We start from the raw sequence: 19,908 nt of genomic DNA on the forward strand, positions 1-19,908 counted from the left end.
GAATAAGCAGGAGATGAAGGAAGACTTTTCACATAGAGTTACGGAGAAAGAGTTGGCAAAATACTTTTCGGGAGAAGCCACTGAAAAAGAACGGTTGGCAATCGAAAGCTGGGCCAATCAATCCAATGAGAACAGGGAGTTTCTCATTCAGGCTCATGTGGTATGGGCAGACACTGGTCGGATAAGTGCAAAAGAAATCGCTCGTAAAAAAGTATATGACGCCAATGCTGCCTGGGAGAAAGTAAAAGTGCAGAAAAAGCTTTCTGAAGCTAAGAAAAGATCCTTCTTTCCTGTATGGAAAGTAGCTGCGGGGGTCTTATTGGCTCTGAGCTTAGGCTTCCTGATCCAATACTACCTGAATCAACCAGTCACTGAAACTGTAGTGGCAGAGAACAATACAGTCTCCCGAACCTTACCTGACAGCAGTGTGGTTTTACTAAACAAAGCGAGCAAGATTACTTATCACAGGGAATTTGAAGACCACGAACGAAAGGTAACCCTGGAAGGCGAAGCCTTCTTTCAGGTGGTTCCTGATCAGGAGAAACCTTTCATCGTCAGAGCCGGTCAAACTGAGATCAAGGTTTTAGGCACCTCATTTAACATCAAGTCCACTGAAGATTTTGTTTCTGTTTTCGTGGAGACTGGTTTGGTTCAGTTCTCCTCAGCAGAAGATGGGGTACGATTATCTGCCGGAGAATCCGCGAAGTACGCGATTAGTACAAACGTCATTGAGAAAGAAACAAATAGAGATGCCATCAGAGCGGATCAATACTGGCGAACCCAAACGCTTAGGTTTACCGGAGATAAACTACCAAAAGTGGTCAAAGCTCTTGAGCAGGTTTTTGACACCAATATCACCCTTCTCAATGAAAGCCTTTCCAATTGCAGCCTGAGTGTGACCTTTGAAAATGACTCACTGGAGAATATTATGGAAATAATCCGAATCACACTGGACCTGGAAATAACTAAAACCAAAGATGGATACGCTTTAAGTGGAGAGGGATGTTCAAATTAGGGGTATTTGCGTTAGTGTTATTGTGGGTTACCCAGGCAACTGGTCAAAGTGTGCTTCAAAGTCATCATTCCATCTCCTTCACAGATGAACCCACCCATCAGGCTCTTATAAAACTATCCGATCACTCCAGCTCTCAACTGGCATTTAACCCAGATGTCTTACCTGAAAAAAACATTTCGGGAACTTACCAAAATCAACCTTTAGAAGACATCCTGGATGAAATACTCGGAGCGGGTTATCAATATAAAGTAAGAGGTCGCTACATCATCATTCAGAAAGCAGAATTGGGGAATAAAAAACAGGTGGTGCAGGTGACAGGTAAAGTTACTGACCAGAAAACTGGTCAGGACATCAAGGATGTGAGTATCTATGAAGTAAACAAGCTCACTGCCACACTATCCTCTAATGATGGTTCATTTGACCTTACTTCAAAAACTTATGGAAACCAGGCCACATTCGTCATCAGCAAGCGAAATTATGAGGACACGGTTATTACCGTGGATCCTTCTCAGAAGGGGTTTTTCAACTTATCTCTCAAACCATCCCCAAAAGAGGAAAAAGGCGAAATCAAGGAGTGGTTAGCAAACAAAGTAGGTATGGTAAGGCTCTTTGTCAACAGGAAATCCAGGCAGCACACAGAGAATGTATACATGGAGGAATCCAGGTTTGCGCAGATATCGCTGGTTCCGGGGATTAGTACAAACGGATTTATCAGTGGTCAGGTCAGGAATAATTTTTCATTGAACCTGGCAGGAGGCTATGTACGAGGAATTAACGGGTTAGAACTCGGAGGAGCATTTAATATAGTTCGTGAAGAGGTTAATGGAGTTCAATTAGCAGGGGCTGTCAACATTGTAGGTGATTCTCTGTCTGGTGTGCAATTAGCAGGAGCGGTAAATCTCAACCTCAAAAATACCCGGGGCATTCAGACGGCCGGGGCAGCAAATATAGCTAATGAAAAAATGGATGGGGCACAGATAGCGGGAGCTTATAATCATACGCTCACAATGAAAGGAGCTCAGATAGCGGGAGCGGTAAATACCTCAAAAACACTCAATGGATTACAGCTAGCCGGAGCGATCAATGTCAGCGGATCCAAATCAAAGGGGAGTCAAATCGGGGGAGCCGCCAACTGGGGTGGAGATTTTAAAGGTTTTCAACTAGCCGGAGCAAGCAACATAGCAACAGATATGAATGGCCTGCAGCTTTCAGGAGCTTATAATCAGGCAGCTGGCATTGTAAATGGTGTACAAATAAGTGGAGCTATCAATATAGCCAAACGACTTAATGGCTTACAAGTTGGGGTGATCAATATTGCACCGGAGGCTCAAAAAGGATTTATGCTTGGACTGATCAATATAACAAAAGGAGGCCTCCTTGCTTTCGAAATTGATCACAATGATGTCACTGACGTTAGCGCTTCCTTCAAATCAGGGCCAAAACACTTTTACACTATTCTCAATACCGGGATCACTTCTGATCGAGACATGTGGAGTTATGGAATGGGGTTTGGAAGTCAAATAGGATTAGGAGACCATTTTTTCACTGATTTAGAGCTCACCACACATAACCTACACCATATTGATGACCTTTTCGAAAACCCTGTTTATAATCACCGATTTAATGTTTCATTAGGCTACAAGTTGAGTGAGCGCATTGCTATTCACGGAGGACCGGTTCTCCACTTTGCTCACTTTGATCAAAGCTCCGATAGAGCATCTATCCTCTTTGAAAGAGTTGGCACAAAGCCCTTTTCAGAACCTGCAGCCAATCAAAAATGGTGGATTGGGTACAGGGTGGCTTTGAGGTTATAAATGAATCCTTATTTACTAACTGATGTTTTACTTAAATTTATTATTAGATTGAAAATTAATACCATTTAGTTAAGCAGGTTTTCTCACATCCATACCCTCCCCAAGAGAGGGATAAAAGGAGCTTAACTAAAGCTTGATTGAAAACGATAAAGCATTAAGTTTAATTCTTATTCGCAAGTTCAGTTGCTGCTAAGGTTGATTATATTGACGAACTCACGTTAAAGCTTTACAATTGAAAAATTTATGGCCAGAGGTAGTCTGATGCGCATTTCCATAATCTTACTCTTGCTTTTAAATGCCATTATTTCATTTGGTCAGTCACAGGATTGGCAGGAAGTAGCAGACAATTATTTAGAAACGGCTGTTATCGATTACTATATCGCCTGGGACCTACATGAACAGTTATTAGCAAAATTAAAGGAGGAATTCAAACAAGGAAACCTAACTACCGAAGAGACACACCTGCTGGGAATTTTGTATGATGAGTCAATAACCCAGGAAGAATCTGAGGAATACTATCAAACCGTTACCTCAGGCTATGCTGATAAACCCTTTCGTAAAGCGCTGTTTATTCTAAGTCACTGTAGAAATACGTATGATCAGGAAGCAGCAGTTACCCTGAAACGCATACAAGAAGCTATCGAATTGCTTCAGTCAGTCGGTCAGGATTCGTCCCTGGTATCCGTTCATGCACATATGCGTTATGGTGGACTATTAATGCAGATCAGCGATTTTAAGCAAGCATTAAAAGTGTTTTCAAAAGCACTGGCTATTTCTGAAACAATAGGCAAGTCACATCCGGTCTATGAAGAGGCCCTCGGGCGATTGGCATCCTACTACACCACTGTCGGCAACCTGGAAATGGCCGCACAAATAAGAAAACAGGCTGAACTGAATGTGTTGCAGGAACGCGGTATCAACATCCCCTACCCGGTCATTTTTAAACGGCATACGCCCGGGCCGACTTTAGATATGCTAAGCACACCTGGGCGGTCGGCTGAACGCTATCGTTTGGCGCTCCTGTTTTTGTATGCTAATGAATACAACCCTTATAATGAAGTTTTGGCTGTTACGCTGTTTAATGAACTGGAGGATGCATCTAATACCGAATGGCAACAGTCTGAATTCTACGGGCAATTCTTAATACATAAAGGTCTGCAGGAACTTTCCCTGGCCAATGAGCATCAAGCGGTTGAAACCCTACAGAAATCCATTGAATTTTTTAAAAAGCCCTATACCGAAGGCCCCGATCAATTCTCAGGCATTACCAATTCTCTCAACGCCATCGGATGTGCTTATTACAACATCGGTGAATACCAAAAAGCCTTGCATTCATTTCAGCAATGTGATTCCCTGTTCCGGTCAGTAAAACTCCTATACGGCCAGGATTTTATCCAGCATAATATCCTGATTACCCTATCGAAGCATAATGATATGAAGGGGCTGCGTGATGTACTGAGATCTTTTCAATTAGGAACAGAGATCTCTGAGGATTTCACAGCACGTATGACGCGTTATGGCGATCTAATGATGAGGGTGGACGACTATGCGGGAGCCTTTAAATTCTACACGAAAGCGTATGATGAATATTGGTCGGAAGTGCAGATGGAATATTATGAGGGAAAGGAAAACGAAGAATTCCTTGAAGATGATATGGAAATCATAGATGAAGAACAAATTGTTCTTGATATCGGACCCGCTGAGACCATAAGTGTTATCCATCCTTATAAACCCAATGGCCTGCATTACCGCACGCTGCTGTTTAAGTTGGCCAAAGCGTCATTTTTAGTGGAAGAATATGCCCTGGCCAGAAAGTATGTATTGTCTTATATCAACGAGTTCTACACTGAAATAGAGCGCGAAAGAAATATAATGGAGCGTGGAAGTGATCTTTATGAGATCTATCGCCTGAAAAATGAGCTCTTCCCTGCTTACGACCTTTTTCAAAATATTCTATTTAAAGACAGCCTGGTAAGAATTGAGAATAATGGTGAGAACATCATGCTTGCTTTTTTGCAAATTCTCGACTCCAAAGCCAACATACAATATGAGTACCGCCATATGCGGACTACCATTGAAAATTCTGAGGACCCAGAACTCCGGAATCTCTATAGACAATACCTGGAAGTGAGGGACCGTCTGGTGAAGGTAAAGCTGGATGGGTATGGAACACAGGAAGATGTGGAACAGCTATCAATCGCTATTGACACGTTGAAAGCACAGCTCTCCTCCCGAACAGCCTTATTTGCGCCAATGGAAAAAACATTTACTTCCTGGCTTGAGGTCGGTCAAACTTTAAAAAAAAATGAAGCCGCCATTGAGATCCGGAGGGTCCCCCGCTATAAATCCGGTCAGTGGACTGACGAAAATATATATGCTGCTTACATAATTACTCATGGCTCAAAAAAGCCGGAAGTAGTATTCTTGCCAGAAGGCAATCTATTGGAAGGTCGCTACCTGAAAAATTACCAAAATAGTATTCAGTATAAGCTGGAAGATACGATAAGTTATGGCCGCTTTTGGAAGCCAATACAAGAAAAGCTGGGAAAGATTTCCAAAATTTTCCTGTCGCCTGATGGTGTCTATAACCAGATCAACCTGAACACGCTATTCAACCCGGAAACAAAAAGGTATCTGATTGATGACCTTAAAATACTCCACGTAATTTCTACAAAAGAGCTTAGCACTACAAAGCCGGCTTCCGGCCAGATACAGTCCGTTACCTTAATGGGCCGACCGGCTTATTTTATAGAAACGGACAAAGAGAACCCTTTTGATCCCATTGAGGATTCGCCAGACCGTGCGATCACCCGTGAGCAGCTTGCCAGAGGGACTATAGATGATCTCCCCGGAACGGAGAAAGAAATAGTGGCTATTCGCAAAATCATGGATGACAAGAAAATCCCTACAGCTTATTTTATTGGAAACCATTCTTCCGAAGAGAATTTTAAACGGTCGGCCGGCAGTATCATGCACATTGCCACTCACGGTTTTTGGCTACAGGGTTCAGCCGATGAAAAGGTTGATGCCATGTTTCATTCGGGATTATTGTTCGCAGGGATCAAAAATTATGTAACAGATAAAACTCAAGTCTCTAAAGAGGATGGGATTCTCACAGCTTATGAAGTAGAAGGCATGGACCTTAATGAAACCCAATTGGTTGTCTTATCGGCTTGTGAAACCGCCCTGGGCCATATTGATGTTGGTGAAGGAGTTTACGGACTCCAACGGGCCTTCAAAATAGCAGGGGTAGATAAAATGATCATGAGCCTGTGGAAAGTAAATGATGATGCCACGCAAGAACTTTTCGTATCATTTTATTCGAACTGGATAAGTAAAAACATGTCGGTTGAAACAGCATTTTATCAGGCACAAGCTGAGTTGAAAAGGAAGTATACTCATCCCTACTATTGGGGTGGGTTTGTTTTTATTGAATGATACGGGAGGCTGTTTCCCTGTTGTCTAATTCTCAATTTCTAATCAAAATACGTCTCTCAATCCTATAGAAGAACTCTATTAAATTATTTAGAGAGAGTATTGAGATATTTCCAATGCTTATTGATGACACTAGCCGATTAACCAACTACATTTGAATGAAAGGGGATGCGTTTTTCACCTTTGACTAGTTCAATACTGTAACCACAAGCTTCAACAATGCTAATTAGATTGCTGAGTTTCACATCTTTGGCTTTGCCCGAGCGTAAGTCCTGTATGGCCGTAGCAGAAATTCTTGCCAGTTCAGCAAGCTTTCTTACACTTTTTTTATCATCCTCCATCAGGGACAGTATCAATTCGGATAAGGCAAATTCCTTGAATTCCCTATCATAATCTTTTTTGAATTCAGGATCATTTTTCCATTTATCGAAAACTGATCCGAAACGATTTTCAACCTTCTTTTTCATAATATGATCCTTTCTTCACTCGTCTTTCATAATCCTGCTTCCACTTCAAAGCTCTTTCTTTTTCGGCCTTGGGAAGCTTTTGTTGTTTCTTCATAAAACCATTCGTAATGATGATCTTACCGTCATTAAAGAAAAAGCACAGAAATCTGTGAGGTTGAGGCTTAAAAGCATAAATTTTATCGCCCTCGTTTCTAAACTTCTCCTTATTCCGAATTTTACCTATATCCCCAATCATCATCAGAAGATGCTGAAATTTCTTAGCATCGGCACCAGAAAATTTGTCCAAAATGTATTCCCTTGCCTGACTTTTTCCTTTATCGTTATAATAGAATTCAATCTGGTACACTTCGCCTTTATAGGCTATGTAATCAGGTCTCTCTTCCATACCACAAGTGTACAAGTTAACTTACACAATATCAACGTTTTTTAAGGTTAATTGGTTTCTTCTGTATTATCAGTCACATGGGCTATTAGATGTTTATTCTTTAGGTATTCAGCTTAATTCGACATTCTCGATTCTGTTTCCAATCCATTTTTAGACTCTAATTAACCGGGCTCCCTAATTTTTTCAGGTCTACATAGGGGTAAATCTCAAGTCAGTTTCCATACGGATGTTAAAAACACAAAATAACTGACTTATGAATCCTAAATTCATTTTTAAAGCACTTCTACTTTTTACTTTTAGCATAAGTGCTGCGCAGGAAACAACACAAACCATAAGAGGAACCCTGATAGATCAGGACTCCAAATCACCGCTGATCGGAGCGACGGTAAGAATTGTAGGTTCCAACCCGGTCAAAGGGGCTGTAACGGATATCGATGGTACATTTCGTATTGAAGATGTTGCAGTGGGAAGGATTTCCCTGCTGATTACTTCTGTGGGTTATGAAGAAAAGGTACTCCCAAATATACTGGTGACAGCAGCTAAGGAGGTAGTACTGGACATACCGATGCTGGAATCAGTGGAAAACCTGGAAGAGGTGGTAGTAACTGCCCAAAAGAATAAAGCTGAAGTACTCAATGAAATGGCCACTGTGAGTGCCAGAACCTTCTCAGTCGAAGAAACTCAACGTTATGCCGGTGCCTTAAGTGATCCTGCTCGAATGGTAGCCTCTTTTGCAGGTGTTACCGGCAATGCAGAGGGAAACAATGATATCGTCGTGCGGGGAAACTCCCCCAAAGGAATCCTCTGGAGACTGGAAGGAATCGAGATCCCAAATCCAAACCACTTTGCCAATGAGGGCGCTACCGGTGGTCCTATCAATGCACTGAACAGTAACATGCTGGACAACTCTGACTTCTTTTCTGGTGCATTCGCCCCGGAATATGGAAATGCGCTCTCAGGAGTATTTGATATGCGGTTCAAAAAAGGAAACAACGAACGTAGAGAGTATGCTGCGGGAGTGAGTGTCTTTGGTATTGACTTTGCAGCGGAAGGACCTTTTAGTGAAAGCTATCAGGGCTCCTACCTCGCCAACTACCGGTACTCCTCTCTGCAACTGATTGATCAATTAGGGATTCTGGATTTTGGCGGTGTGCCTAAATACCAGGATGCTTCATTCAATGTAGAATTGCCCCTTGGAGATAAGAACTACCTTTCCGTCTTTGGATTAGGTGGTATTAGCAGCATTCATGTAGACGATGAAGATGCTGAAGGCACTCCCCTTTACCGTGGTATGTTTGATGCTGATCTGGGAGTGGCTGGCATAAATCACTTGTATTTTATCAACAAAAACTCCTTTCTGAAAACCTCCATATCTGCAGCGGGTACGGTTTCCGAATCAGATGACAACCTTCCTGATGATAATGGCGATTTCTACAACGTTGGGAATAGCAGAATTACAAAAGGAACTTACCGTCTGGCGAGCACTTACAACTTAAAACTCAGTGCAAAGCACAAGCTGGAAACCGGATTTATCCTATCAAAGCTCAATTACAATGCCCGGGCCAATTGGTACAACTTCGAGCAAGATCAGATGGAAAATACGCTAAATGATGAAGGAGGAACTTACACCGTTCAGACCTTTACCAGTTGGAAATATAGATTCAATGAAAACTGGACCATGACGAGTGGTTTGCACTACCTGCATTTCGGCCTCAACGATAGCTATTCCATAGAGCCAAGACTAGGTCTCCGGTGGGAGGCAAATCCAAGACATGCATTCACAGCAGGTTTTGGTATCCACAGCAGACTGGAAAGTATCGCTATTTATCTGGCCAGGCAGCAACAGGAAGAAGGATCGACCATTCAACCTAATAAAGAACTGGAACCCACAAAAGCTGCCCACTTTGTTTTGGGTTATGATTATCTGATCAATCCAAATACACGACTGAAAATAGAAACTTATTATCAGCGCCTGTATGACGTGCCCGTAGAGAATGATCCGGGAAGCTACTTTTCGTTACTTAATTCTACGGAAAGCTACCTAAATGACACTTTTGTCAATAAGGGGACCGGAACCAATTACGGACTGGAACTTACCATGGAAAGATATTTTCACAATGGTTTTTATTACATGACTACTCTATCTCTCTATAAATCACTTTATACTGCATTGGATGGAGTAGAGAGAAACACCGCTTTTGATGGAAATTATGTGGCTAACCTACTGGCGGGGAAAGAATTTCAAATCGGTAAACCTGAAAAGCAAAGAGTCATGTTTGTCAATACAAAAATCGGTCTCATCGGCGGAGCTCGATATACACCCATTGATTTAGAAGCCTCCAGAGAGCTTGGGGGTGAGGTTAGAGATGAATCCAATCCATATGGAGCAAAAGGAGACGATATCTTCTTCCTGAATCTCGCTATTGGAACGAGAAGAAACAAAAAGAATACGACGCGGGAGTTTAAGATCGATATTACCAACGTAACAAACAATCAAGGGAATGTGAATGAATACTACATCCACGCCACCGGTGAAATCGAGAAGTCACCACAGTTGCCGTTTCTACCAAATATTGTCTATACGTTTAAGTTTTAGTGATAGAACAACCCACTATTTGTCTTCCCAACGGGACAAATAGTGGGGTATTAAACCGATCCTCCCTAATTTTACCTTATGAGCGAAACCCTCTATATCAAAAACATGGTATGTCCGCGGTGCATTGCAGCGGTGGAAAAGACCTTTAAAGATCATGGTTTCCCACCTGACACGATCAAATTAGGAGAAGTAAAGCTACCATCTTCTTTGGATCCAAAAACAAAACCTGTCATTGATCGGGAGTTGAAAAATCTGGGATTTGAGCTGCTGGAACCAGGGAAATCCGGACTCATCGCCCAGATCAAGGCTGCAATTGTGGAGCAAATACATTATTCCAAAAAGCAGCTAAACGTGAATTTTTCCACTTTCCTTGCTGAAAGACTACATCATGAATATACTTACCTGAGCAGGCTTTTCTCTTCCGTAGAGGGAATAACCATTGAAAAATTCATTACTTCCCAAAAAATAGAAAAGGTAAAGGAACTGCTTTTTTATGATGAGCTAACGCTTTCACAGATAGCCTATCAGCTGAACTACAGCAGTGTAGCGCACCTTTCTGCCCAGTTTAAGAAAGAGACCGGAATGACGCCAACTACTTTCAAAAAGCAGAAAGATCACGGAAGAAGAGGACTGGTTTAAAATTATCCGAACTATTTCTGCTTCCAGTCGTTTACACAACCAGAAAGCAAGGGCAATAGCCCTTGTCAAGTGAAAGCGGCAAGTACCAAACCCAAAGTATGAGTCGCGTTGCAAGCGGTCTGGCCATTACGGTTAGGCTTTTTTTATGTCTTATTACTCCTATTCTATGCCACCCCTTCGGGGTTGATTAAATTAATTGATAACATTTTCTACAAAAGTCTCATTCCTTCGAGATTTAATAACCACAAGTCGAAGAGTATGAGGATAATACATCTGAAATTTGAATAATATTGAGCTCTTCAAAATCTTATAACCTTTCCGCAACAAAATATAACAGGTAGTTCTGCTAACCATTTCATCTTTGCAACATGGAAACCAAAGAACTAACAAAAAAGGAATATTCAATAACAGGTATGACCTGTGACGGCTGTGTAGCCTCGGTTAAAAAAGTACTGGAGTCTACAGAGGGAGTACGAACTGCTAATGTCCAGCTTAATTATCCTCAAGCTACCATCGAAACAGAAAAAGAACTAAATCTGCAAGAGGTCAATGAGCGTCTCAAAACAAAAGGAAAATATACCATCTCAAACGAAAAGAAAGCAAAGGGGCTGGCTCCTCTTCCATCCATTGGAAAAAGTAAATCAAACGAGGACCTTCCGGGCATTTCTATCAAAACGTACAAGCCCTTACTGCTTATAGTAGGTTTTATCGCAGGGGTTTCTTTACTGGTACAATATCCATTTTCGGACTTCTCAGGATTCCTATGGATGCGGCATTTCATGGCTGGGTTCTTCCTCGCTTTTTCATTTTTTAAGTTGCTTAACCTTGATGGTTTTGCAAGCTCATACCGCATGTACGATATCGTGGCTGCCAAATGGAAAGGCTGGGGATACATCTATCCTTTTGCGGAGCTGGGGCTGGGTATTGCCTACCTGATCAATTTCGCTCCTTTCTACACCAACCTCACTACAGTTATCCTCCTGGGTGTTAGCAGTATTGGTGTAATCGAAAGCAACCTGAACAAGCGCAAGATCAAATGCGCCTGTCTTGGCGATGTATTTAACCTCCCCATGAGCACGGTAACGATCATTGAAGACCTGACCATGGTTGCTATGGCTGCCTGGATGCTGTTTAAGATTTAAAAAACTGATTTAAAAAACTGAATTTTATAAAGGCATATCATAATTATATAAAACCATTTTTACACAAAAGAGTATATTTACATTAGTGAAAAAGCTTATTTCCATATCATTAGCGCTGCTACTACTACTTGGTAACGTAGGATTCACCTACGGCACGCACTTTTGCGGCGGTCATGCAGTGATCAGCGAAATAATGCTGGGTCATGAGCATATGGACTGTGGCATGGCCATGATGGAAATGCCTGAAAAAGAAAAAGGTGACAGCATAGCTGCCCCGGAATGCTGTTCCAATGAGTACGTTTCACAGGAAACCGACGAGGCGATCAAGCATCACCTCTCTGCTGATTTTACCCCGGCTTTAGTTACGATTGCTTTTGCTTATGAGCTTTTTGAAATTATATGGGATGAAACTGTCCATCCAAAACACTTCATATCCCCTTCTCCACCTTTACCTGATCAGGACCTGAATACGCTACATCAGGTCTTTATCATATAGTACTTATAATTTGAATTGAACCGCGGGAACACCCGGGGTCACGGCTGGACTGTACACTTCAGCCATTTTTGAATCATCACCGATGTTTCAACCTCTTTCATTCAGATTATGCTAAATAGAATTATAAAATATTTTCTGGAAAACCGGTTAGTAACCGTTCTCCTACTTATCGGCTTCATTGTTTGGGGTATTGTCACAGCTCCCTTTGGCTGGAAGCTTGGTAACTTGCCTTCTGATCCGGTCCCCGTTGATGCCATTCCTGACATTGGTGAAAACCAGCAAATTGTCTTTACACAATGGCCCGGGAGGTCACCTCAGGACATAGAGGATCAGATTTCCTATCCGCTCACTACCTATATGCTGGGGATACCAGGAGTGAAATCGATCCGTAGCTCTTCCATCTTTGGGTTTTCCAGTATCTACATCATCTTCAAGGAGGATATTGAATTTTACTGGTCTCGATCACGTATTCTGGAAAAAATCAATTCATTACCCTCCGGCCTGCTTCCTGATGGAGTACAACCGGCTCTTGGTCCGGATGCAACTGCCCTTGGACAGATTTTTTGGTATACCATAGAAGGACGCGATAAAGAAGGGAATCCAACCGGCGGTTGGGATCTCCATGAGATCCGTTCTGTTCAGGATTTTTATGTAAAATATGGTCTCAACGCTACCGAAGGAGTTTCTGAAGTGGCTTCTATAGGAGGTTTTGTTCAGGAATATCAAATTGATGTAAACCCCGATGCTCTCAAAGCCTTCGACATACCACTGCATAAGGTCATGCAGGCGGTACAAAAATCCAATAAAGATGTTGGAGCCAAGACCATTGAGATCAACCAGGCCGAATACCTCGTAAGAGGACTTGGCTATATCAAAAAAATCGAGGATATCGAAAAGGCTGTAGTGGCGGTGCAGGATAACGTACCGGTCCGCATCCGGGATATAGCAGTGGTTAGTCTGGGTCCCGCTACCCGGCGAGGGGTCCTTGATAAAGACGGTGCTGAAGTAGTTGGTGGTGTGGTGGTGGCACGTTATGGCGCTAATCCACTGGAAGTCATCAATAATGTAAAGGCCAAGATCAGGGAGATAGCCCCTGGCTTACCGAAGAAGACACTGGCCGATGGAACTGAAAGCCAACTCATGATCGTGCCATTTTACGATCGCTCAGAATTAATCTATGAAACACTAGGCACCCTGGAAGAAGCCCTTTCATTGGAGGTACTGATCTCCATTTTGGTTGTGATCGTCATGGTGTACAACCTCAGGGCTTCTTTCCTCATTTCCAGCTTGCTGCCGATTGCCGTGCTGATGGTCTTTATTGCCATGCGATACTTTGGTGTGGATGCTAATATCGTCGCCCTCTCAGGAATAGCTATTGCGATAGGTACCATGGTGGACCTGGGGATCATTCTGTCTGAAAACATCATCAAGCACCTTGATGAAGCTCCTCCTGGTCAAAAACTGATAGAAACCATCTATAAGGGGTCTGCAGAAGTAGCTTCAGCCATCTTAACGGCCGTTTCCACTACAATAGTGAGCTTTATCCCGGTTTTCACCTTGCAGGCCGCTGAGGGTAAGCTTTTTGGTCCGTTGGCTTTCACCAAAACATTTGCACTGATAGCAGCCCTCATCGTTGCCTTACTAATATTACCCACCCTCGCCTATTGGTTTTTTGGAACCCGAATCAAAAATCCGGGTCTTGCAAAATGGGCCCAATTAGTTCTGGCTCTAATAGGAATGATTAGCCTTTTTGCCGGATATAGTTGGGCAGGAATCATGCTGCTACTTTTTGGCGGTATCGGTTTTGTTAAACGCCAGTTTCCGGTCAATTCAAAAGGAAGATGGTACAACCAGGTCCTGAAAAATGCCGAGCTAATCCTGGTTGTTCTGGGTGTGGTCTGGCTATTAGGAAAATACTGGCTGCCATTGGGAGCCGGAAAAAGCCTGTTTGCTAACATCCTTTTTGTTTCTATCCTGGTAGGATTTATTCTCGGGGCATTCACATTGCTGGAGCAGTATTACAAAAACATCCTTTCCTGGTGTTTGGAATACAAAGCAATCTTCCTGGTCATTCCGGCTTTCCTGATACTCTTCGGAGTAAACATCTGGCTAGGTTTCAACACCATTTTTGGTTTTGTGGCTAAGGGTTTTGATAAGATCGGGTGGGAAGTGAGCACTACTCCTGTATGGTCCTCCCTGGCTCATGCTTTCCCGGGTATTGGCAAGGAATTTATGCCATCCCTGAATGAAGGAAGCTTTTTACTGATGCCTACTTCCATGCCACACTCGGGCGTTGAATATAACCGAAAAGTGGTAGGTCAGCTGGATATGCTGGTCACAAACATTCCGGAAGTCGAGTTAACCGTGGGTAAATTGGGACGTGTAGAATCCGCCCTGGACCCTGCTCCTGTTTCTATGTACGAAAACATCATCAATTATAAGTCGGAATATGCGCTGAATGAAGATGGGCACCGGATGCGATTCAAGGTTGATGACGATGGAAATTATCTGTTGAACCCCGGGGGAAAAGAATTGGCAGATGGAAGCAGGAAACATAGCCTGAATACTCCAACGACTGTTCTTGACAAACAAAAAAAATGGCTGTTTGATGGTAAGGACACTGTTTACCTGACTTCTAACTTCCAGCTTCCAACTCAAAATGGATTAATCAGCAATTCACAGTTGGCGAATATTGAGGATTATTTGATTAGAGATCCTAACGGCCAATACTTCCGCAACTGGCGTCCGGAGATCCAGTCTCCTGATGATATATGGGAAGAGATAGTGAAGGTCACCAAAATTCCCGGTGTTACCTCTGCTCCTAAGCTACAGCCCATCGAAACGCGGCTGATCATGCTTCAGACAGGCATGAGGGCACCCATGGGGATCAAAGTATACGGCCCGGACCTCAAAACGATCCAGGACTTTGGACTGAAACTGGAAATGATCCTGAAACAGGTTCCTTTAGTAAAGGCAGAGGCAGTATTCGCTGACCGCATCGTCGGGAAACCTTACCTGCACCTCAATATCAACCGTGATGAAATTGCCCGATTTGGATTGAACATTGAGGATGTACAGCAGACCATTGAAACTGCTATCGGAGGAATGAAGATCACTTCTACGGTAGAAGGACGGGAGCGCTTCCCAGTCCGGGTCAGGTATCCCAGGGAGCTGCGAGACGATCCGGAATCGCTCGGTAAAATCCTCATGCCCACTCCCACCGGTGCGCAGATCCCGTTAAAACAATTGGTGGACTTTGAATATGTAAAAGGACCACAGGTCATCAAGAGTGAAGAAACCTTCCTGGTAGGCTATGTCCTTTTTGACAAGCGTGATGGCTACTCTGAGGTAGGAGTCGTAAATGATGCACAACAAGCCATTCAGGATCAGATTGATTCAGGAGCTTTAGATGTTCCTGCCGGCATTAGTTACAAATTTTCGGGCAGTTATGAAAACCAGGTTCGTGCAGAAAAAAGGTTGTCCATCATAGTTCCGGTCGTATTGATCATCGTTTTCCTGATCCTTTACTTTCAGTTCAAATCCGTCAGCACGTCCTTCATGGTCTTTTCAGGAATTGCGATGGCATTTAGTGGAGGATTTATCATGCTCTGGCTATATGGACAAGGTTGGTTCGTTGACTTTTCCGTCTTTGAAACCAATATGCGCGACCTCTTCCAGATGAAAACCATCAATCTGAGTGTTGCGGTGTGGGTTGGATTTATCGCACTGTTTGGAATCGCCACAGATGATGGTGTGCTTATAGCCACTTACCTGGATCAGAGCTTCGAGCGAAATAGACCAACCGGCCTTAAGGAGGTAAGAGAGGCAGTCATCGAAGCAGGCCAGCGGAGGATACGGCCTGCACTCATGACCGTTTCCACCACCATGATCGCCCTGCTCCCTGTGCTGACATCTACAGGAAAAGGTTCAGACATCATGGTGCCTATGGCTATTCCAACATTCGGTGGGATGGCATTTGCACTGGTCAGTATTTTCATTGTGCCAGCACTTTACTGCCTGCGAGAAGAATGGAAGATTTCAAAACAAACCACAGAGAAAACAGAGATACGCAGAGACGAGAATGATGAGAATTCAAATGAATAACTCTGTGCACTCAATGTCTAAGCGGTTAAAAAAAACGAATATGAATAATAGATATAAACAATCGGGAAAGGCATTTTACAGTGATTTTGCTAAGTCTTTTCTCATTCCAATAATTCTCTTTACCAGTAGCTGCACCTCATCCCCGGAGAAAAGGGAGTCGGTTGTAAGCCACGTTGGTGAACTGCGCCAGATCATGCATCAGGGGAAATACCAGGCCCGGCTAGCGGTAGATACCATGGATAGAACAAACCTTTATGCAGTTGGTGCTTTGGAGAATCTGTCAGGAGAAATTACCGTAGTAAACGGAAAGGTGTTTGCTTCCAAAGTGCTTGATGATTCTGTCAAATCAGTTGAAGACAGGAATCTCAAAGCTACCCTAATGGTGACCTCCCGGATAGCTCGGTGGGACACCATTCGAGTTAAATCGATCATTGATCTGGAAGAGACTATAGCCAGTTTATCTATAAAGAAAAAGTTCACAGGCCCGTTCCCTTTTATGGTCTTAGGGACACCCGATTCTGTCACTTACCACGTCATCAATTTCGACACGAAAAATGGAGACCTGTCCAATCACAAGGCAAGTTCAAAATACGAGTCCGTAGCTGGTGAAGAAGTGATACTTGTTGGCTTTTATGCCACTGACGCTAAGGGTGTTTATACACATCACGATTCAAACATGCATGTTCATGTGGTCACTAAAGGTGTACAGAAAACAGGTCATCTTGAAGCAGTCGTTTTCGGAGAAAATTCTTTTCAGCTTTTAATACCAAAGTCATGAAACAGCCATTAATGATACTGATACTTACACTTTCAGGTTTTGTCACTTTGGGGCAATCATTACGTGATTATCAAATACAGGCCGCCGAGAACAACCCAACGCTCAAAGCTCAATACAAAGAATTTGAAGCAGCCATGGAGAAAGTCCCCCAGGTGAGTAGCCTTCCGGACCCAAACTTTTCCTTTGGCTATTTCATCTCTCCGGTAGAGACACGAGTGGGTCCACAAAGGGCGCGTCTGTCTCTTACGCAGATGTTTCCGTGGTTTGGAACACTGAAGGTGCAAAAAGAAGCAGCTACTTTGGATGCTGAAGCCAAATTCCAGGCCTTCATCGACGCAAAAAACAAGCTCTACTATGATGTGGCAGCAGCCTATTACCCACTTTACGAGTTGGAGAAATGGCAGCAGATCGAAAGGGAAAACATTGAAGTACTTGAGTCTTACAAGGCCATAGCCACCTCCCGGTTTGAAAATGGAAATGGGGCGCTGGTAGATGCATTGCGGGTAGACATTATGCTCAATGATGCTAAAACGAACCTTTCCATCCTGGAGAAAAGACAGAAACCATTGATCACACGATTCCATGAATTGTTGAATACGGATACTACAGCAAGCTTAAATATTTATGACAGCCTTGCCTTACCTTCAGAATTCCCGGTTTCCCGGGACTCCCTGGCTAATCACCCCCTAATCAAGGAGTTGGAGCTTAAAGAGCGATCTTATGATCAAAAAGGTATAGCAGCTCAAAAACAAGGCCTCCCTAAAATCGGGGCGGGATTGGATTATGTGATTGTAGGAGAAAGAGAAGATATGGCAGTAGCCGATAATGGAAAAGATGTACTCATGCCGATGGTGACCATCAGCTTACCCATTTTCAGAGGGAAGTACAAAGCTGCTATCAAGGAAGCTGAGCTAATGAAAGAAGCCACAGCACTTCGACAAGAGGCTATTACCAACTCCCTTCGGTCTCAATTTGAATCCAGCTATTTTGAATTGCAAAAACAATCAGATCTGGCATTGCTTTTCGAGCGACAAATCGAAGAGACGGACAGGACATTGAGACTCCTTTTTTCATCATACGAAAACGCAGAAACGGATTTTGAGGAGATCCTCAACACGCAACAAAAACTATTGAAATATCAGAAGCAAAAGGCTTCAGCCGAAGCTCAATACTTTATTGAGCAGGCAAAACTGAATTATCTCACTTCAAATACAAGTGAACTATGAAGAACCTATTAAAAAATAAATATCTACAAATCGCCGGCCTCTTAATTCTGGGTGGTCTGGCTGGTTGGTTCATCGGGTCATCGGGCAATAAGCCGGTGAATACCACGGAGACCGCGGAGCATCAGCACACTGACACTTCGGAAGTTTGGACCTGCTCAATGCACCCTCAGATCAGGCAAAACGAACCCGGAAGTTGCCCAATCTGCGGAATGGACCTAATACCCGTAGATGAAACCGGCGGTGATGGTATCGACCCGATGGCAATAGCTATGTCACCTACAGCCATGCAGCTGGCCAATGTTGTTACAGCCAAAGTCGGCTCAGAAGCTCCTGTGAAGGCTATCAAACTAAACGGAAAAATCCAGGCCGACGAACGGTTAGTATATTCTCAATCGACCCACATTCCCGGGCGTGTCGAAAAGCTCCATGTTAACTTCACCGGAGAATACATCAAAAAGGGCTCTCGACTAGCAAGTGTCTATTCGCCTGAACTGGTTACTGCTCAACAGGAACTTTTTGAAGCCTGGAAGATCCGGGAAAATCAGCCCGACCTGTATAAGGCAGCACGAGAAAAACTCAGGAACTGGAAGATATCCTCAAGCCAGGTTGATGAAATTATCCAGGCAGGAAAAACAAAAGAGGCATTTCCTATCACAGCCGACATTTCCGGATACGTGACCGAAAAGAAAGTCAACCTGGGAGACTACATTAAGCTTGGCGAAACGATCTATGAAATAGCCGACCTGTCTCGTGTGTGGGTCCAATTCGATGTGTATGAAAGTGACATGGCCTGGATAAATAAGGGCGACAAAGTCACATTTATGATCTCTTCACTCCCAGGCAAGACCTTTGCAGGCGCTATTGATTATATTGACCCGGTCATCAACCCTAAAACCCGGGTTGCAAAAGCAAGACTGACTGTACCAAATAGTGAAGGCCTTCTCAAACCGGAAATGTTTGTTTCAGGTACCATTGACTCAAAACTGAAGCAAAACGATGATCAGCTGGTCGTCCCAAAATCAGCTGTGATGTGGACCGGCAAACGCTCCGTGGTCTATGTGAAAACCACAACGGATCAGGGACTGTACTTTCGCATGCGGGAAGTAACGCTGGGACCTGCCCTGGGTGATAGTTACATAATCGAAGATGGTGTGGAGGCAGGTGAAGAGATCGCTGTAAACGGCACCTTTAGCATTGATGCCGCAGCGCAGCTCGCAGGCAAACCAAGCATGATGGCCAAAGAAGGTGGAGCCGGAATGAGTGGCCACAATCACGGGCAAATGCAAAATTCCTCCTCACAACCTGAAACTGATCCGGAGGTAAACACCGTAGCAGAGACTTACGAAGTGGATAAAGCATTCAGGAATCAACTGGCAAATGTTTTCCAGGCTTACCTGCTGGTAAAAGATGCCTTAGTAGCCAGCGATCCAAAAGAAGCCAGTGAAAAAGCAAAGCCACTGCTAACCGCCATTCAAAAGGCAGATATGAAATTACTCAAAGGAGCAGCCCACATGGAATGGATGAAAGATCTGGAGGTGCTTAAAACTTCAGCGGAAAGTATGGTCAATGGAATGGGGCTCGAGGGTATGCGCAAAACCTTACTCCCATTAAGCGACCAGCTTTATCATTCTCTTAAAAAATACCAGGTAGACATTGATGGTTACAGGCAATATTGCCCCATGGCTATTAACAATACCGGCGCTTATTGGCTTAGCGATACCGAGGAAATTTTAAATCCATATTTCGGAGAAGCAATGCTAACCTGTGGAAATGTAGACGATGAACTTTAACTAATGACAATCAATATAAAA

Annotated in this window: 13 protein-coding genes; 11 read left to right on the forward strand and 2 right to left on the reverse strand. The window is 43.4% G+C overall.

Annotation, left to right across the window (positions count from 1 at the left end; genetic code table 11):
• Positions 1-13 precede the first annotated feature (13 nt).
• The 3 genes from AC3E9V_RS16065 to AC3E9V_RS16075 all read left to right on the forward strand — a co-directional run bounded on the left by AC3E9V_RS16065 (position 14) and on the right by AC3E9V_RS16075 (position 6,267).
• The gene (locus AC3E9V_RS16065) at positions 14-1,015 is read left to right on the forward strand and encodes a FecR family protein (RefSeq protein ID WP_488749154.1); all 1,002 of its coding nucleotides are present in this window, start codon (positions 14-16) and stop codon (positions 1,013-1,015) included.
• Complete coding sequence (locus AC3E9V_RS16070) at positions 1,003-2,829, forward strand: hypothetical protein (protein ID WP_488749155.1); 1,827 nt, start codon at positions 1,003-1,005, stop codon at positions 2,827-2,829. Before AC3E9V_RS16065 ends, AC3E9V_RS16070 begins: the two co-directional genes overlap by 13 nt.
• A 243-nt stretch (positions 2,830-3,072) precedes the next feature.
• Complete coding sequence (locus AC3E9V_RS16075) at positions 3,073-6,267, forward strand: CHAT domain-containing protein (protein ID WP_488749156.1); 3,195 nt, start codon at positions 3,073-3,075, stop codon at positions 6,265-6,267.
• A gap of 137 nt (positions 6,268-6,404) precedes the next feature.
• On the opposite strand, the gene AC3E9V_RS16080 is transcribed toward AC3E9V_RS16075, so the two are convergent.
• Complete coding sequence (locus tag AC3E9V_RS16080) at positions 6,405-6,731, reverse strand: helix-turn-helix domain-containing protein (protein ID WP_488749157.1); 327 nt, start codon at positions 6,729-6,731, stop codon at positions 6,405-6,407.
• A complete protein-coding gene (locus tag AC3E9V_RS16085) occupies positions 6,715-7,116 on the reverse strand; it encodes a type II toxin-antitoxin system RelE/ParE family toxin (RefSeq protein ID WP_488749158.1) in 402 nt (133 codons plus the stop codon). Before AC3E9V_RS16085 ends, AC3E9V_RS16080 begins: the two co-directional genes overlap by 17 nt.
• Positions 7,117-7,369: 253 nt before the next feature.
• Here AC3E9V_RS16085 and AC3E9V_RS16090 point away from each other — a divergent pair, with 253 nt between their 5' ends.
• The 8 genes from AC3E9V_RS16090 (at position 7,370) to AC3E9V_RS16125 (ending at position 19,887) form a co-directional block, all read left to right on the forward strand.
• Complete coding sequence (locus tag AC3E9V_RS16090) at positions 7,370-9,712, forward strand: TonB-dependent receptor (RefSeq protein ID WP_488749159.1); 2,343 nt, start codon at positions 7,370-7,372, stop codon at positions 9,710-9,712.
• 78 nt (positions 9,713-9,790) lie between these two features.
• Complete coding sequence (locus AC3E9V_RS16095) at positions 9,791-10,351, forward strand: helix-turn-helix domain-containing protein (protein ID WP_488749160.1); 561 nt, start codon at positions 9,791-9,793, stop codon at positions 10,349-10,351.
• A 368-nt stretch (positions 10,352-10,719) separates the two neighbouring features.
• Positions 10,720-11,493: a heavy-metal-associated domain-containing protein gene (locus tag AC3E9V_RS16100; RefSeq protein ID WP_488749161.1), complete on the forward strand. Its 774-nt coding sequence runs from the start codon at positions 10,720-10,722 to the stop codon at positions 11,491-11,493.
• Positions 11,494-11,578: 85 nt separating this feature from the next.
• A complete protein-coding gene (locus tag AC3E9V_RS16105) occupies positions 11,579-11,989 on the forward strand; it encodes an HYC_CC_PP family protein (protein WP_488749162.1) in 411 nt (136 codons plus the stop codon).
• 108 nt (positions 11,990-12,097) lie between these two features.
• Complete coding sequence (locus AC3E9V_RS16110; RefSeq protein WP_488749163.1) at positions 12,098-16,093, forward strand: efflux RND transporter permease subunit; 3,996 nt, start codon at positions 12,098-12,100, stop codon at positions 16,091-16,093.
• 40 nt (positions 16,094-16,133) lie between these two features.
• A complete protein-coding gene (locus tag AC3E9V_RS16115) occupies positions 16,134-16,871 on the forward strand; it encodes an acetolactate decarboxylase (RefSeq protein WP_488749164.1) in 738 nt (245 codons plus the stop codon).
• Positions 16,868-18,097, forward strand: coding sequence for a TolC family protein (locus tag AC3E9V_RS16120; protein ID WP_488749165.1), 1,230 nt, complete (start codon positions 16,868-16,870; stop codon positions 18,095-18,097). The genes AC3E9V_RS16115 and AC3E9V_RS16120 overlap by 4 nt, the downstream gene beginning before the upstream one ends.
• Positions 18,094-19,887 carry an efflux RND transporter periplasmic adaptor subunit gene (locus tag AC3E9V_RS16125; protein WP_488749166.1) on the forward strand — a complete coding sequence of 598 codons (1,794 nt, stop codon included), beginning with the start codon at positions 18,094-18,096 and terminating at the stop codon, positions 19,885-19,887. Before AC3E9V_RS16120 ends, AC3E9V_RS16125 begins: the two co-directional genes overlap by 4 nt.
• Positions 19,888-19,908: the final 21 nt, after the last annotated feature.

The sequence above is a fragment of the Marinoscillum sp. HNIBRBA16962 genome, assembly GCF_057801515.1.